11 protein-coding genes are annotated in these 15,053 nt (G+C 69.7%); 3 read left to right on the top strand and 8 right to left on the bottom strand.

The features are described from left to right. Nucleotides 1-143: 143 nt before the first annotated feature. The 8 genes from VQ065_RS19465 to VQ065_RS19430 all read right to left on the bottom strand — a co-directional run bounded on the left by VQ065_RS19465 (nt 144) and on the right by VQ065_RS19430 (nt 12,229). Complete coding sequence (locus tag VQ065_RS19465) at nt 144-1,493, bottom strand: hypothetical protein (RefSeq protein ID WP_003090617.1); 1,350 nt, start codon at nt 1,491-1,493, stop codon at nt 144-146. Continuing rightward, on the bottom strand, nt 1,490-7,786 hold the full coding sequence (locus VQ065_RS19460) for an AAA domain-containing protein (RefSeq protein ID WP_023098564.1): 6,297 nt from the start codon (nt 7,784-7,786) through the stop codon (nt 1,490-1,492). The genes VQ065_RS19465 and VQ065_RS19460 overlap by 4 nt, the downstream gene beginning before the upstream one ends. 14 nt (nt 7,787-7,800) lie before the next feature. Continuing rightward, nucleotides 7,801-8,439 carry a 4Fe-4S single cluster domain-containing protein gene (locus VQ065_RS19455; RefSeq protein ID WP_003090610.1) on the bottom strand — a complete coding sequence of 213 codons (639 nt, stop codon included), beginning with the start codon at nt 8,437-8,439 and terminating at the stop codon, nt 7,801-7,803. Nucleotide 8,440: 1 nt separating this feature from the next. Then, nucleotides 8,441-10,324, bottom strand: coding sequence for an AAA family ATPase (locus VQ065_RS19450; protein ID WP_004350147.1), 1,884 nt, complete (start codon nt 10,322-10,324; stop codon nt 8,441-8,443). Between the two features lie 76 nt (nt 10,325-10,400). Next, nucleotides 10,401-10,943: a hypothetical protein gene (locus VQ065_RS19445; protein WP_003090607.1), complete on the bottom strand. Its 543-nt coding sequence runs from the start codon at nt 10,941-10,943 to the stop codon at nt 10,401-10,403. A 74-nt stretch (nt 10,944-11,017) separates the two neighbouring features. Next, nucleotides 11,018-11,296, bottom strand: a complete 279-nt coding sequence (locus tag VQ065_RS19440) for a hypothetical protein (RefSeq protein WP_003090604.1) — start codon at nt 11,294-11,296, stop codon at nt 11,018-11,020. Nucleotides 11,297-11,325: 29 nt separating this feature from the next. After that, nucleotides 11,326-11,718 (bottom strand): GFA family protein, encoded by a 393-nt coding sequence (locus tag VQ065_RS19435; RefSeq protein ID WP_003090602.1) that lies wholly within the window; start codon nt 11,716-11,718, stop codon nt 11,326-11,328. Nucleotides 11,719-11,749: 31 nt separating this feature from the next. Continuing rightward, nucleotides 11,750-12,229: a VOC family protein gene (locus tag VQ065_RS19430; RefSeq protein WP_003090600.1), complete on the bottom strand. Its 480-nt coding sequence runs from the start codon at nt 12,227-12,229 to the stop codon at nt 11,750-11,752. A gap of 168 nt (nt 12,230-12,397) precedes the next feature. Here VQ065_RS19430 and VQ065_RS19425 point away from each other — a divergent pair, with 168 nt between their 5' ends. The 3 genes from VQ065_RS19425 to VQ065_RS19415 all read left to right on the top strand — a co-directional run bounded on the left by VQ065_RS19425 (nt 12,398) and on the right by VQ065_RS19415 (nt 14,942). Further along, nucleotides 12,398-12,937, top strand: a complete 540-nt coding sequence (locus VQ065_RS19425) for a sigma-70 family RNA polymerase sigma factor (protein ID WP_003131039.1) — start codon at nt 12,398-12,400, stop codon at nt 12,935-12,937. Nucleotides 12,938-12,939: 2 nt separating this feature from the next. Beyond that, nucleotides 12,940-13,875: a FecR domain-containing protein gene (locus tag VQ065_RS19420; RefSeq protein ID WP_003090595.1), complete on the top strand. Its 936-nt coding sequence runs from the start codon at nt 12,940-12,942 to the stop codon at nt 13,873-13,875. A gap of 428 nt (nt 13,876-14,303) precedes the next feature. Then, complete coding sequence (locus VQ065_RS19415; protein WP_003090593.1) at nt 14,304-14,942, top strand: DUF6348 family protein; 639 nt, start codon at nt 14,304-14,306, stop codon at nt 14,940-14,942. Nucleotides 14,943-15,053 lie beyond the last annotated feature (111 nt).

The following is a 15,053-nucleotide window of genomic DNA, read 5'->3' as shown; positions in this document are numbered from 1 at the left end:
GTTCTCTTTCGTTATAAATCGTTACGTCAGCGACGTGCAGTAGTGTCCGGGTTCAGTAGGACACTACGCTACCCCACCTACTATAAACAAAGAGACATTGGCTCCACTGCCTAGAAGGCATTGACCCTTTCACTACACGAGCTTCACAACCCCCTCTGCCGCACCACCCCCATCTCCCGCTGCTGCTCCTCGCCAATCTCCTTCAACGCCACTTCCCCCACCCCCAGCGCGCGTTCCACGCTGAGTTCGCCGCCCTGGGCGGCGAGCAGGGCCTGGAGGCGTTGGAACTCGCCGCACCAGAGGGTTTCGATGTCGCGGTCGCGCTGGCTGTCGCGGTTGGCGTTGAGGGCGACGGCGCGCAGTTGCAGGCGGCCGTTGTCGGCCTTGCCGCCGACTTCCAGGCCGTAGCCGGGGGTGGCGGGTTTGCGCAGGACGACCCTGCCGGTCTGCGCCCAGGCGGTGGCCATGCCTTCGCGGACTTCGTAGCCGAGGCTGGCGAGGCCCTGGAGCACGGCCTGGCGGCGGGCGAGGGCGGCCTGTTGCTGGAGGTGGGCGGTGAGGATGGCGTTGCATCGCTCGGTGAGTTCGGCGAGTTGCTGCGGATCGCTGTCGGGCTGGCAGGCGGCGGCGCGCTGGAGCAGTTCGGCGTGTTCGGCGGCGCCCAGGGCGGCGACTTCGCTGGCGAGGTCTTGCAGGTGTTCCAGTCGCTGGCGTTGCTGCTGGTGTTCGCGGGCGGCCTGGGCGAGGTCGAGGACCAGGCTGTCGAGCAGCAGGTTGCGGCGCTCCGGCCGCTGTTCGGCTTCGGCGCGGGCCAGTCGCTCGAGGAACGCTTGGGCGCTGGCGTCGCCTTGCAGCAGTTGCAGTTCGGCGATGTGCCGGTCGATGCGCGCCAGGCGCTGTTCGCGCGGGGCGTCCTGTTGCTGGCGGGCGCGCCACTGTTCCAGGGTGATGGGCGCTTCGTCGGTCTTCAGGCGCTGGGCGAGTTCGCGCTGGGCTTCGCTGAGGCGTTCCTCGGCGGGAGCGCTGGGGAGGGCGGCGAAGCCCTGGGCGAGCAGGGCTTCCGCGTCGTCGCGGAGGGCGCCGTCGGCCAGCGCTTGCAGGGTTTGCCGGAGTGCCGCGCCGACGGCATCGGGCCTGGCGTCGAGGGCCTGGAGCAGGACGCTGGCGTTTTCCTGGAGGCGGCGGTGTTGCTGGCGCGTTTCCGCGGCCTGGCGGATGGCGCGCTCTTCGCGTTCGGTGAGGTCGCGCTTGAGGAATTCGCTTTCGATCTTCACCTGTAGTTGCACGTCCAGCCAGCGTTCCTGTTCGAGCAGGGCGTGCAGGCTGGCGCGGCGGGCGTGGGCGGCGGCGCGCTCGGCGTCGCTGAGCTGGGCGAGCCGGCTGGCCTGGTTTTCCCAGCGCGCGAGGGCCTTGTCCAGGCGTTGCAGGTCGCGCTCGCAGGTGGCGATGGCTTCTTCCCGGGTGACGATTCGTACGACTTTCGGTCCGCTCATTGGGAGGCCTCCGCTGCTGCCGTGGGATGGGTTTCCGCGCTGGGCGCCAGGGCCTTCTCGATGGCGGCGCGCAGCCGTGCGCGTTCGTTGTCGCCGTCGTGGTACCAGCCCTGGGAGGAAACCCGGTGGAGGTGCGGGATCGCCCGTCGCAGCACCGAGGGTCGCCAGATTTCCCGGGCGCGGGCGCGTTCCAGCAGCGGGTGGCAGGGGGCGTCGCATTCGATGCCGATGGCGTAGAGGCCGGTGGCCGGGTTCTCGATGGCGAAGTCGAGGCCGAAGGCGTCGCCTTCGCTGGCGGGCGCGGCGGACCAGCCCAGCGAGCGAATGTACTCGCCGACGATCTCGCTGAAGCCGTCGTGCCGCTGGTAGTGCTGGCGGCGTTGGTCGCTGCGGTCGGTGTGCAGGCGCTCGAGCAGTTGGCCGGTACCGGCGAACTCGCCGGCGGACAGTGCGCGGGCGTATTCCAGGTAGCCTTGCAGGTAGTCGCGCGGGCTGCTCGGCGAGCGCTGGGTGCCGAGCATGTCGGAGATGTCGCCGATCGGCATCGAGGTGATCATCACCACCTTGCGCCGCGCGCGGGTCACCGCCACGTTGAGGCGGCGCTCGCCGCCGGTCTGCCCGAGCACGCCGAAGTTGCGCCGGAAGCTGCCCTGGCCGTTGCGGCCGAAGGTGGAGGAGAAGACGATCACGTCGCGCTCGTCGCCCTGCACGTTCTCCACGTTCTTCACGAACACGCCCATGTCCTCGCCGTCTTCGCTGCGCTCGCGCTCCTCGCTGTAGGCGGCGCGGAACGCCTCGTCCTGCTCGGCACGCAGTTCCAGGCGCTCCTCGATGAGGTCGGCTTGCTTGCGGTTGAAGGTGACCACGCCCACCGACGGCCGCGCCGCGTAGGGTTGGCGCCAGAGTTCGGCGAGGTAGTCGACGACTCGCTCGGCCTCGCGCTCGTTGCTCTGGTTCTGGTACAGGCCGTTCACCTGGATCAGCTCCAGCGGCTTGATGCGCAGTATGTTGGCCTGCGGATGGCGTACCGGCACGCTCAGGCGGTTGCCGTAGAACGAGGCGTTGGAAAAGCCGATCAGCTCGCGGTAGGCCGAGCGGTAGTGGATCTGCAAGGTGGTGCTGGGCAGGGCGTTGCGCGCCAGTTGCAGGAGGTCCGGGCAGTCCTTGATCTCGCGGCGGTTCCAGGTGTCCTCGTAGGCTTCGCGCTGCTCCTCGTCGGCGTCCTCGTCGGGCGCTTCGCCGTCGAACAGCTCGGCCTCGTCGCTTTCCACGCGGCTGGAGAAGAACGCGGTCGGCGGCATCTGCTTCTCGTCGCCGCTGACCACCGTGACCCGCCCGCGATAAAGGGTCGGCAGGGCGAACTCCACCGGCATCTGCGAGGCTTCGTCGTAGATCACCATGTCGAACAGCCCGGCCTTGAGCGGCAGCACGCGGCTGGCCAGGTCGGGGTTCATCAGCCAGACCGGGCGCAGGCTCATCAGGCCGAGTTCGGCGCCCAGCTCGATGAACTCGCGCAGGCGCCGCGAGCGCTTGCCGGTCAGGCGGGTGACGTCTTCCCACTGCTTGCGGCTGCCCAGGCGCGCGGCGTCGATGCCCTTGCCGAGCAGTTCGCGGTTCAGCGCGCGCATCTGCACGTCGGCTTCGGCGAGGCTGGCGACCCTGGCCCTGGCTTCGTCCTGGCTGAACAGCAGTTCCGGATTGTCTTGTTCCAGGCGCTGCTTCCAGCCCAGCCGTGCTTCGCGATTGAGCATGCGGCGCACCGTGGCTTCGAGTGCTTCGGCGGGAATCGCGTCGAGTTGTTCCTGGCGCTGGCGCAGCAGGGCCAGGAATTCCAAGTCGGTGGCTTCGAGCTGGCCGGCGCGGCCACGGAAGCGCTGGTAGGCGACCAGTTGCGGCAGCGCCTCGCGCAGGCGGCCGAGGGCCGGCAGGTTGCTCTGGTTGCCGGCGATGGCGCGGTGCAGCTGTTCCAGCAGTTCGTCGCCGAGCCAGTCGGCGAGCACCTTCAGTTTGTCCAGGCTGAGCTGGCGTGCGGCCTGGCGGATCAGCGCGGCGTCGAGGTCGCCGAGCAGCGCTTCGAAGCGCTGTTTCTCGCCGGTGAGGATCACCGCGTCGAGCTGCTCGGCGCGCGGCGCTTGGGCCAGGCTGCGAGCCAGGGTCTGGATCTCGCGCAGTTGCTGGCTGGCGCTGCCGGCCAGGCCGGTCAGTTCCGGACCGGCATCGGTGGCGACTGTCGCCAGCCCCAGGCTCTGTTGCAGCGCCGCCAGTTGCCGGCGCAGCGGCCGCCACTGGCGCTCCAGGTCGCAGGCGCCGAGGAGGGCGGCCAGGCGGCTGTCGTCGTCGGCCTCGCCGTGCTCGCGCAGGAAGCGCCGCAGGCGGCCGCGCCGCAGCAGGCACAGCGGGTTGAGCCGGGCCAGCCAGGTGCGTGCCTCGAGCACCTGGCGGGCGTGGGCCTGGAAGCGTTCGAGGTTGTTCTCTTCGAGCATGGCGAGGGCAGGAGACAGCAGCGGCGCGTGCCGTTCGAGGTCGAGCTGGCGCAGTTGCCGTTCGATCTGCTCGGCCTCCGCCAACAGGCCGTCGCCACGGCTCGGCTGTCCTGGCGCGGCGTCGCGGAACAGCGGCAGCCAGTGGGCCAGGCGCTGGCGTTGCTCCTCGCGCAAATTCAGCAGGGTACCGACCTGGCTTGCCAGCCAGGCGCGGTAGGGCGTCGGGTCGTCGACCTCGAAGCTCGCCGGGTGTTCGTCGAGGGCTTTCTGCCGGGCGTTCTCCGCTTCGCCGAAGGCGCGCAGGCTGTCGGCGAAGGCTTGCAGGGTGGCCTGGTCGGTGGCGAAGGCGCGCAGTTGCGCCAGCGGGCTGCCTTCATAGTGGGCCGGTAGCCAGAGGCGGACCAGCGGCGCGCAGTTTTCCTCCAGGCGCGCCAGGCTGCCGATGTCGAGCGCCGCCAGGCGCTGGCGCAGGGCCGGGAAGTCCAGCGGCGGCGAGCCTTTCTCCAGCTCGATCAGTTCGCCGAGCAGGCGCCGGTAGCTCAGCCCGGTGGCCTCGTCCACGCGGTGCAGGCTCTGGTGGTAGCGGTCCAGTTCGCCTTCCAGCGCCTCGATACGCGCCGCCAGGCGCTCGCGCTGGCGCTCCCAGCCCTGGGCGCCGCCGGCGTCGGCGAACAGCGCTTCGAGCTGCTCGCGGATGTTGCGGATCACCGGTTCGCGGTCGCGGTTGACGTCGTTGAGCATGACGATGCGCTGGCCCAGGCCCTCGGCCACCAGGCGCTTGTGCACCACTTCCAGGGCGGCGTGCTTCTGGCAGACGATCAGCAGGCTGCGCTGGCGGCCGATGGCGTCGGCGACCATGTTGACGATGGTCTGGCTCTTGCCGGTACCGGGCGGGCCTTCCACCAGCAGCCCCGGGCTCTGCCGGGCCTGCAACACGGCGGCCTCCTGGGACGGGTCGCTGGCCACGGTGAAGTAGCGCTGCAACTCCGGCGGGCTCTCGCGGGCTTCCGGCTCGCCGTTCTCGCGCAGGCGCAGCGCGGTCTCCAGGCCAGTGCCGGAGGGCGGCAGGCTCTTCAGCTGGCGCAGGTCCTCGCCGATCGCCTGGCCCATGAAGGTGACGTGGAACAGCACCGCGGCGCAGGCCAGTTGGTCCTGGTAGGGCGTGACCTCGGTGGAACTCGGTGGCAATCCTTCCAGCACCCTAGCACGCGGCGTGGCGAGCAGGCCGAGGGCATCCATCACATCGGCGGCGCGCAGCGCGGAGCGGCCGAGCAGTTCGTCGGCGACCTTGCGCCAGCGCTTGCACGGCTCGGGGCCGAGCAGGCTTTCCAGGGCCGGGTTGAGGCGCACTTCCTCGCGCTCGCCGTCGAAGGCCAGCGCCACCTGGCCACGGCTGCCGACTTCCAGCTGCAGCTTCAGCGGCCACAGCAGCAGCGGCACGATGCGCGTGCGGGTGGTGCCGCGCGGGTCGCGGTTGAGCAGGAAGGGGAAGCCCAGGTAGAGGCCGTCGATGCCGGTGTCACGCTTGTACAGCGAGCTTTGCCGGGACAGCGCGTTGAGCCGCACTTCAAGTTGCGGGTTGGCGAGGAAGCTGTCCGGGTCGAGGCTCACCGCGCGGGCGTTGCGTTGCAGCAGGTGGTCGAGCAGAGCGGCGGCGGGGCGTCGCGCGCTATCCAGTTCGTTGAGGTCGATGCGTGGAGTGCTCTTGCCGATGCTCATGCGCACCAGCGGCCCGCGCATCACTGCGGCGACCACTTTCTTCTCGAAGAAATCGAGGATCTGCGACACGTACTGCTGCTTCTGCGGTTCCAGCCACTGTTCCGGCGGGATCGCCAGCAGCACCAGGACCCTCGCCAACGGCATGCGCCGCTCCAGGCGGAACTGCTCGGCCCATTCGTCGACCCTGGGCACGCCGCTGCGGGCGAAGCCGCTGATGCGTTCGTCGACGCGGCGGTACAGCTCCTGCCGCGAGTGCTGCAACAGGCCGCGCGCGGTCTCCGCGTCGAACAGGTGCACATCGGCGTCGCGGGCCAGGCCGGCGGCTTCCTCGACGATCGCCTCGGCGGCACGGAACTGGCCGATGTTGGCACTGAGCAGGACGATCAGGTCTTCCTCGGCGATCACCCGGCGCTCGGCCAGGGCCAGCAGGCCGGGGTGCTCGGTGTCCGGCAGGAGGCGCTGGCGCTCCTGCCACTGCGCGGCGAGGCGCGCCCGCGAGGTCGACAGCAGGTAGATGCGCAACTGTTCTTCGGCGAGTTCGATGTGCTGGTGCAGGGCGCGCTGGCGGACGTTCTCGGCGCGGGTCTTGAGCCGCGACAGCCAGCTTTCGGTGTGCAACTGTTCGAGCAGGTCGGGCACCGAGCCGCTGATCAGCCGGTAGCCCTCCAGCGGATGCTCCAGCAGCCAGCCGGGGGTGACGATCTCGCCGCGCTGGATCAGCGGGATTTCCGGGTTCAGCAGCTTGAGCGCCAGCATCAGCCGGAAGTCGTCCTCCAGCCCCTCGTGCTGGGCCACCTGGCGCAGGCCGGCGAGCACCCTGGGCGACAGGCCGATGTGCTCGGCCCAGGTGACGATCGCCCCGCGCAGCAGGTGGTCGAGGGCCTCCGCCCAGTGCTCGGCCTGGGCCGCGGCCAGGGCGAAGACCGTCGGCTTGCGGAAGCGCCGGGCGCCGAGGGCGATGCTGGCGCCTTCGGCGTCGTCCTTTTCGCTGTCCGCCGAGGCCGGCGCGTCCACCGCCTCGCCGTTCAGCCAGGCCTGTACCTGCGGCCACTGCCAGCGCTGGTGGCGGTCGCGTGCAAGCAGGCCGCGCAGCAGCAGGTGCAACTGCGGGTCGAGGTCGTCGGGCAGCGCCACGCCGTTGGCCAGCACGTGGATCAGGAAGGCGTTGGCGTTGACCCCTTCGAAGCAGGCGCCGCGGGTCAACTGCTCCAGCAGGATCATGCCCAGGCTCCACCAGTCGGAAGCCGCCGCCACGCCGCCGGCGATCGCCTCGGGGGCCATGTAGCGGCTGGTCTCCAGCGGCGAGACGATATCCAGGTCGAATTCCGACAGGCGCGCCGAGCCGAAGCCGCTGATCACCAGGTCCAGCGGCTCGTGGCTGCGCACCAGCAGGCTGGCCGGGCGCAGGTCGCGGTGGCGCAGGCCGGCCTCGTTGAACACGTGCAGGGCGTGGCCCAGCTCGCGGACCACGTGGCGCACCGCCTCGCGGTCCTCCAGCACGGTGCCGAGGTCGGCGAGGCTGCCGCCGGTGAGTTCCTCGACCACTTCGTAGGCGCGCTCGTCCCAGCGGCCGGTGGCGAGGATTTCCGGCACGTGTTCGCGCGGCAGGCGGCGGATCACGTCGTAGATCGCCGGGTCCGGCTCGGCGCCCGGGCGATACAGGGTGAGCACCGCCTGGCGGGCGCTTTCCGCATGTTCGGCCAGGTAGCGCTCGCGCACGCCGTCGCTGCTGGCGATCTGCCGCAGCAGGCGCCAGCCGTCGATCAGGGTTTCCGTGACGGCGGGCTGCGGCGTGGCCTCGGCCTGCATCGGCAGCGGGCCTTCGGCCGGCGCAGCGCCGCACTCCAGGCACATCAGGTCGCCGGGTTGCAGCGGGTGGCCGTTGGCGCAGAGCGGGGCGGACGCCGCTGGCGGCTCGCTGGCGGGCGGCGCGATGGCCTCCTGGGTCAGCACCGGCTGTGGTCGCCAGCCGACGGGATGGATGGCTTCGGCGGAAAGGTCCCAGCCGCAGGGCTGGCCCTGGATCGAGCCTTCGCAGAAGATTTCCGAAAGCGAGCGTTCGCTCTGGCAGTTGGGGCAGAAACGTATCATCGGTATCGATCCATTCAGCGCGGCCGGTGGGCGCTGACGCTAAGTTGGTGGCCCTGTTCGCGCAGCAGGTCCTGCAGCCGCAGCAGGTCGTCGCGGCGCGGGATGCCGGCCATCCACACGCTGCCGTCGTGGTCGAACATCAGGTCGAGGGCCTTGTCGTCTTCGCGCAGTGGCCGCTGGTAGCCGCCGAGGCGCGCGCGGCCGAGTTCGGTGAGCAGGCTCAGGCGCTGGTTGTCGCTGCCGCGCAGGGCCAGGCTCTGTTCGGCGTGCTGTTGGTAGGGGTCGCTGATCAGCGCGTCGATCAGCCCGGCGGCCTGTTCCAGTTGCGCGTGCAGATGCTCCAGCGGGTAGCCGCTGTAGACCAGGATGTCGGCGCGGCTGCGCTGGCGCAGTTCGCCGAGCAGGGCGAGGAGGGCAGCGAACTGCTCGAAGGGTTCGCCGCCGGAGACGGTGATGCCCTCGGCCTGCTCTAGCCATGGCTGGATGTCGGCGAGCAGGCGTGCCAGGGCGATGCGCCGCCTGCCCGGCCCCCAGGTATCGGCGGAGATGCAGCCGGGGCAGCGGATGCTACAGCCCTGGAACCAGATGCCCAGGCGCCGTCCCGGGCCCAGGGTGGTCACCGGGAAATGCACCCGCGACAGGCTCAGTTCCATCTCAGCGGCGTTCCAGGGTCAGGCCGTCGGCGTCCAGGGCGCTGATCAGGAAGCGCTCGCCCGGCTGCGCGTCCTGGTCGAACAGCGCCCGCGACAACGGGTTGAGCAGGCGCGCTTCGAGCTGGTTGCGGATGCCGCGGCCGCCGTTGGACAGGTCGCCCAGGCAGAGGTCGTGCAGCGCCTGGCGCGGCGCCTCGGCCAGTTCGATGACGAGGCGCTGCTCGCGGAGGTCGGCGAAGGTGCCGTCGACCATCTGGGTGAAGATCTGCTCGGCGACGTCGGCGCGGATGAAGTCGAAGACGATGATGTTCTCGCCGATCCGGTTGAGGATTTCCGGGCGGTTGAGAACCAGCTTGAAGTAGCGCTCGATCTCGCCGTGGACCTTGCCCTGCACCGCCTCGAAGGGCTCGCCGGGGAGCACGTTGGCGACCCGTTCGCCGTTCTCCCCCTGGCGGTAGATGCCCAGGTTCGAGGTGAACACGATCAGCGCCTCGGAGAAGTACACGCGATCGCCGCGCCCGGAGGTGAGCACGCCGTCGTCGAGGATCTGCAGGAACTTGTCGAGGATCCGGGGGTGGGCTTTCTCGATCTCGTCGAAGAGCACCACGCTGAAGGGTTTTTCGCGGATCGCGTTGGTCAGTTCGCCGCCGACGTCGTAGCCGACGTAGCCGGGCGGCGCGCCGATCAGGCGCTGGTCGGCATGCTCGGCGCTGAACTCGGACATGTCGAAGCGGATGTAGGCGCTCTCGTCGCCGAACAGCAGGCTGGTGACGGTCTTCGCCAGCTCGGTCTTGCCGACCCCGGTGGGCCCGGCGAGGAAGGCCACGCCGCGCGGGCGGTTGCCCTTGCGGCTGGCGCCGACCCCGGTCATCGCGCGCTTGACGATGTCCAGCATGTGGGTCACCGCGTGCTGCTGGCCCTTGACCCGGCGGCGGACGATCTCGTCGGCCTGGCGGATGCGCTGGCGGTCGATCTTCAGCCAGGGGTCTTCGGTGACGCCGACCTTGTAGCGGCGCACGGCGTCGGCGATGCGTTCCATGGCCAGGCCTTCCACGCGCGCCAGCTGGACGATGGCGTTGAGATCGAGGAGCAGCAGGCCTTCGGTGTTCTCGACGAAGGTAGCGGCGGCCTGTTGCAGGGCCTCCTCGGCGACGCCCGCGCCGCCGAGCCCGCGGAGCAGCGCCGGGGCCAGGGCCCGGCGCGCCGCCTGGTCGGGCTTCGACACCGGGATATGGCGCAGGCGCGGGTTGTCCACCAGCAGCCAGTCGGGCAGGTCGCCTTCCTTTTCCACCACCCACAGCACGCTGTTGAAGAACGGTTTGCGCTGTTCCCCGGCGGGACGGCTGCGGGCCTGGTGGGAGAGCACCAGGGCCTGGGTGAACAACTGATGCTCGGCGGCGCTCAGGGCGTCGTTGCGCACCGCCAGGCGCGAGGCGAAGTCGACGATCAGGGCGATCGGCTCGCCGCTACGGTTGACCAGGCGTTGCAGGGTCGCGCCGAGCAGGTCGATGCCGGCCGGCGCGGCGCCGTCCACCGGGGTCAGGCCGAGGTCGAGAAGCACCTGCGGAGTGGCCCCCGCCTCGCTGCCCGGCCGGCCGAGCACGCGGAACCCGGCCAGCGGATCCCAGGCCAGCACCTGGGCGTAGCCGGCGTCCAGCAGGGCGTCGCAGAGGGTCTGGTTGAAGCTCTGCGCGGTGACCGTACCCGGCACCACTTCGCAGGCTTGCAGGTCGCGGATGTTCCCGGAGAGGACGAATTGGCTCTTGAGGGGCAGGAAGCGCAGGAGGTCGCGCAACCAGCGTGGCTTTTCGAACAGTGCAGTCCCTGGCATCGATAGTCGCTCACAGCGTGTGTCGTGGCCACAGCATATTGCCCCGAGGGCCATGTCTCCAACCCTGACCTCGCCGGAGGCGACGAAAACCGCTACGAGTTCCGGGTGCCAGGCTTGGCGGAGCGCCTGCTCAACCGTCGTAGCTCCGGCAGCCCCAGCGGAACGCCTGCGCCGCCGCCTCGATCCCGCGCCCGATCACCAGGCGCGGCGGGCTTTCGTCGAGGCCGGGACGCGGCGACAGCGGCCGGCTGTAGAGCACCTCCAGCTCGCCGAAACCATCCAGCGCGGCGCGTTCCGCCGGGTGCGGCGTCGCGCCCTGGCGCCGGGCGAAGTCTTCGAGGTCGCCCTCGGCGTAGGCCATCACCAGCACGCCGCTGTCGCCGCGTACCCGCACCGCGTTCACCAGGCTGCCGTCGATGCGCAGCGGGGTGGCGAAGCGGTAGAGCAGGTCGAGGGTCTCGCCGGGCGCGCGATCCAGCACTTCGACGCCCTCGGCGCGCAGGCGCTCGGCGGTTGCGCGGTCGCGGGCGTCGGGGAAGTCGCCGCGGCAGTGCAGGGCGTCGGCGAACAGCGCGGTCAGGTTCGGTGCTGGCGGGGCAGGGGACGTGCAGGCGGCCGGCAGGAGCAGCGCCAGGCCGGCGGCGAGACGGAGCAGGTAGGGGTGGGCGTTCATGTAGCCTTCCGTTGGCGGACAGTGCGGTGGGAGGAATTGCCAGCAGATGCTTCCGCGATACTGGCGGCCGGCGCTCAGAGCAGTACGGGCAGCGCGTCTTCGCCCAGCCCCGCTTCTCTCAGTCGCGCCCTGGCCCTGGCGGTCGCGCGCACGGCGTCGAGGTCGCAGCCGCGAGGAATATAGACCGGATCGAAGCCTTCGAGCACCAGGTAGGTGGAGGCCTGGCCGCGGGCATTCAGGTAGGCGTTGAAAGCCCGGTCGGCCGGGCGCAGAAAGACATCGCACCAGTACGGCAAGCGCTGGGCGAACAGCGCCTTGGCGATCTCCAGGTGCTCTTCGAACAGTTCGTCCATGCTGCCTCCCTTCTCCTGGCGGAATAACGTCACTCTTCGCTACGGCCGTCGCCTTCGCGATCCCTTTCATAGTGCCGTGCCAGCGGAAACGCCGGCAACCAGCCCTCGCGGCGGATGGTCCAGAGTTCGTAGGTGGGCTGGAACTGGTCGGGAGCGTCGAGGGCGCCGAGGCTGACCTCGATCTCGTCGGCGCTGCGCGAGAACACCGACGAGCCGCACTGCGGACAGAAGAAACGCCCGGCGTAGTCGCGGGTCTCGCCCTCGATGCTCACCGCCTCCTCGGGGAAGATCGCCGAAGCGTGGAACAACGCGCCGTGGTGCTTGCGGCAGTCGAGGCAGTGGCAGAGGCCGACCCGATAGGGCTGGCCGCTCGCCACCAGGCGGACCTTGCCGCAGAGGCAGCCGCCGGTGAATCGATCCATTTCGGTACTCCTCTGCAAGGCGTTGGGGCGCTCAGCCCTTGAAGGCCTTCTCTATGGTGGCGATATCGATCCTGCCCATCGTCATCATCGCCTCGAAGGCGCGCCTGGCCGCCGCGCGGTCGGGGCTGGCGATGGCTTCGCTGAGAACGCGCGGGGTGATCTGCCAGGAGATGCCCCATTTGTCGCGGCACCAGCCGCAGGCGCTTTCCTCGCCGCCATTGTCGACGATGGCGTTCCACAGGCGGTCGGTCTCGGCCTGGTCGTCGGTGGCGACCTGGAAGGAGAACGCTTCGCTGTGGCGGAAGGCCGGCCCGCCGTTGAGGCCGAGGCAGGGAATGCCCATCACCCGGAACTCCACCGTCAGCACGTCACCCTCCTTGCCGGAAGGGTAGTCGCCGGGCGCACGATGGACAGCCAGCACGGCGCTGTCAGGAAATGTCTCGGCGTAGAAGGTCGCGGCCTCCAGGGCGGCACTGTCGTACCAGAGGCAGATGGTGTTCTTGCTGATCATGGCTGGGTCTCCATGGGCGGGGGCGACCGTGGAAGTCTAGACCTGCGGGCGTTTCGAGCCGTGCTGGGCGCCGAACGGTGGCGCTGCCGGGCGATCGCATGCGCAGTTGCAGTTCCGCTTCGGGCGTAAATAGAATGAGACTCATTATCATAAGTGTCGTGAACTGCCATGCTCCCTCCCGCCAGCCCCCATCCACCGCAAGAAGAACGGCCAGCGTGCCCGACGGCCTCGATAGGCAAACCCCGCGTCGAGCATGGAAGCCGGCTCCGGCAATGGCTTCGCCTGTGCCTGGGCAATGCCCAGGATGCCGCCGATTTCGCCCACGGCACCTTCGTGCGCGTGTTCGCCTCGCGTAGCGCCGAGGCCCTCCGCGAACCGCGCTGCTATCTGAGCGCGAGCGTCCGGGCGCTGATGAGCGACAGCTTCCGCCGCTGCGCCACCGAGCAGGCCTATCTGGACAGCCTGGCCGCGCGGCCGGAGCCGCTGGACATTCCAGCGCAAACGCGACTGTCGATCCTGGAGACCCTGACTGCCATCGACCTCGCCCTCGACGGCATGGGCGAGCGTACCCGCCAGGTGTTCCTCGCGGTACAGCTCGAAGGGCTTACCTACAGGTCGGCCGGCGAGCGCCTGGGCGTCTCGATGACCACCGTGGAGAACCACATGGTTCGCGCCATGACCCGCTGCCTGTTGCTCTGCAAGGACTGACCATGGAACTGGAGATCGAGGTGCTGGAGGCCGCCGCCACCTGGTACGTGCGCTTCGGCGCGGAACCGCCGAACGATGGCGAGCGCCAGGCCTGGCGCGAATGGCTGGAGGCCGACCCGCGACACCGTCGGGCCTGGGAGCGTATCGAGCGCTTGCAGGGCCAATGGGCGGTGCTGCCGGTGGAGACCTCCCTGCACACGCTGGCAGGCGTGCGTGCGCGGCGCCGAGCGCTGCTCAAGACGCTCGCCCTGCTGGCCTGCGCCGCGGGTAGCGGCTGGCTGGCGAGCGGCGGCCTGTCTTACCGTGCGCTCCTCGCCGGGGAGCGCACGGGCGTCGGCGAACGCCGCCAACTGCGCCTGGCGGACGGTACCCGGGTCGACCTGAGCAGCGCCACCGCGCTGGACCTGGCCTACGACGAAAGCCTGCGCCAGGCGTACCTGTGGCGGGGCGAGATCCTCGTGGAAAGCGCGCAGAGCGCTCGCCCGTTCCTCGTGCACACCGCACAAGGCAGCGTGCGCGCGCTGGGAACCCGTTTCAGCGTGCGTTGCGAGGGGCCGCGCACGCGCGTTTGTGTCCTCAGCCATGCAGTGGAGCTACGCCCGTTGCAAACGCCGACCCGGCCGATGCGCCTGCCAGCCGGCCAGCAGGCTCTCTTCGACGAGCGACGCGGCTACTCGTCGACGCCCTTGCGCGAAGGCGAAGGCAGTTGGACGCAGGGCGTGCTGACGGTGGTGGACTGGCCGCTGGGCGAGTTCATCGCCGAGCTGTCCCGCTATCGCGCCGGGGTGTTGCGCTGCGCCGCCGAGGTGGCGGAGCTGCGCCTTTCCGGCGCCTACCGCCTGGACCGGATCGACGCGGTCCTGCAGAACCTGGGCAAGTCGCTGCCCGTGCGCGTGCGCTACCTGACGCGTTACTGGGTCACCGTCGAGTCGGTCTGAAGGACAGACGCAGAACAACGTCGCGGGCTTGCCGATGGTCATTCTTGTTCGGCCAACACATGAAGCAGCCGCGGACGTTGCCAAACAGGAAAATCTGATGTCGCATTTCCTTCCGGGTTCCTGCGCACTACGTCCGGCTCATCGTTACCGATGCGTTTCCCTGCCTATGCACCCGAGTTCTCGGCCAGGGCCTGGGAGGGGGCTTCGGCCCGTCCTGTCCCACGCCTGCGCCAGACCAGCCAGGTGGACGAGGCCCCGCTCGCAGCAGCGACGGCAGGAGGGCTCTTGGCTGTCGCTGCGCCAGCGTGGCGAAGCTGGCGGCGCCGAGGATTCCGATCTGCGCTACCCTATGCCGCGTTTCGCCCGGCCTCGCCGGGCTTTCCGGGCAGCGCCTCGGCGGCGCGCCCTCGACCATGCAAGGACAACCCATGGAAGCGGTCTCCGTCTCGCAGCATCTGGCTGCTCTGTTCGAATCCCACCGGATCGAGTGCGTCGTGCACGGCGAATGGGTGGCGCCAGCCGGGCGGCTACCGGCGATCCGCGCCACCTGGTATGCGGGGGAGAAGACCGGGCGGCTGGATGTCGACGTGCTGCTGGAGGACGAGCGCCAGTTGCAGGAAGCCTTCGCCGGCATCGGCAGCGGCGAGGACGGCTTGCAGGACGCGTTGCGTAACTTCGCCTCCAACTCTTTCCACGTGCTGCTTTCCGCGCTCTGGGGCCAGGCCGAGGAGGACCAGGTGATGGTGGAGACCTGGGAGATCGGCGAGCGGCGTTTCGAGGTGCATATCGGCAACCTCGGCCTGCGCGGCGCCGAGGGCAAGGCGCCGCCGCTGCCGGCCGGGCTGTTCCCGAGCATCGAGCGGGCGATTCGCGCCGAGCCGCTGGACGCGCGCCTGCACTGGTTCCGGCATTTCTTCTGTGCCTTCGGCAACCAGCGCACGGTGGAGGCGCTGTTCGACAACCAGCCGTGGGAGGCCGGCATGCAGAACCTGGCCGCTCTCGACTGGCAGGATTCGCAGGGTTACTACAGCGTGCGCAACTTCCTCATGCTCAAGCCGCTGGCGTAGGCCGCCGCGTCGCGCAGCCCGCAAGGCGTCGATGGCGGCTCCATTCCTGTCAGGTCGCCCTTCGACGAGTTCGACCCCTACCACACGACCAGCACTGCGACGATCCTGCGG

Source organism: Pseudomonas sp. KBN10P06128, assembly GCF_037574945.1.
In the GTDB taxonomy this organism is placed as follows: domain Bacteria; phylum Pseudomonadota; class Gammaproteobacteria; order Pseudomonadales; family Pseudomonadaceae; genus Pseudomonas; species Pseudomonas aeruginosa.
Note: the sequence above shows the minus strand (reverse complement) of the source record. Positions and strands in the feature narration are given on the sequence as shown.

Coding starts and splice junctions, on each gene's coding strand:
- VQ065_RS19440 (WP_003090604.1), bottom strand. CDS start 11,296: ATGGACGAACTGTTCGAAGAGCACCTGGAGATCGCCAAGGCGCTGTTC.
- VQ065_RS19420 (WP_003090595.1), top strand. CDS start 12,940: ATGGAACTGGAGATCGAGGTGCTGGAGGCCGCCGCCACCTGGTACGTG.
- VQ065_RS19450 (WP_004350147.1), bottom strand. CDS start 10,324: ATGGCCCTCGGGGCAATATGCTGTGGCCACGACACACGCTGTGAGCGA.
- VQ065_RS19425 (WP_003131039.1), top strand. CDS start 12,398: ATGCTCCCTCCCGCCAGCCCCCATCCACCGCAAGAAGAACGGCCAGCG.
- VQ065_RS19455 (WP_003090610.1), bottom strand. CDS start 8,439: ATGGAACTGAGCCTGTCGCGGGTGCATTTCCCGGTGACCACCCTGGGC.
- VQ065_RS19445 (WP_003090607.1), bottom strand. CDS start 10,943: ATGAACGCCCACCCCTACCTGCTCCGTCTCGCCGCCGGCCTGGCGCTG.
- VQ065_RS19415 (WP_003090593.1), top strand. CDS start 14,304: ATGGAAGCGGTCTCCGTCTCGCAGCATCTGGCTGCTCTGTTCGAATCC.
- VQ065_RS19465 (WP_003090617.1), bottom strand. CDS start 1,493: ATGAGCGGACCGAAAGTCGTACGAATCGTCACCCGGGAAGAAGCCATC.
- VQ065_RS19460 (WP_023098564.1), bottom strand. CDS start 7,786: ATGATACGTTTCTGCCCCAACTGCCAGAGCGAACGCTCGCTTTCGGAA.
- VQ065_RS19430 (WP_003090600.1), bottom strand. CDS start 12,229: ATGATCAGCAAGAACACCATCTGCCTCTGGTACGACAGTGCCGCCCTG.
- VQ065_RS19435 (WP_003090602.1), bottom strand. CDS start 11,718: ATGGATCGATTCACCGGCGGCTGCCTCTGCGGCAAGGTCCGCCTGGTG.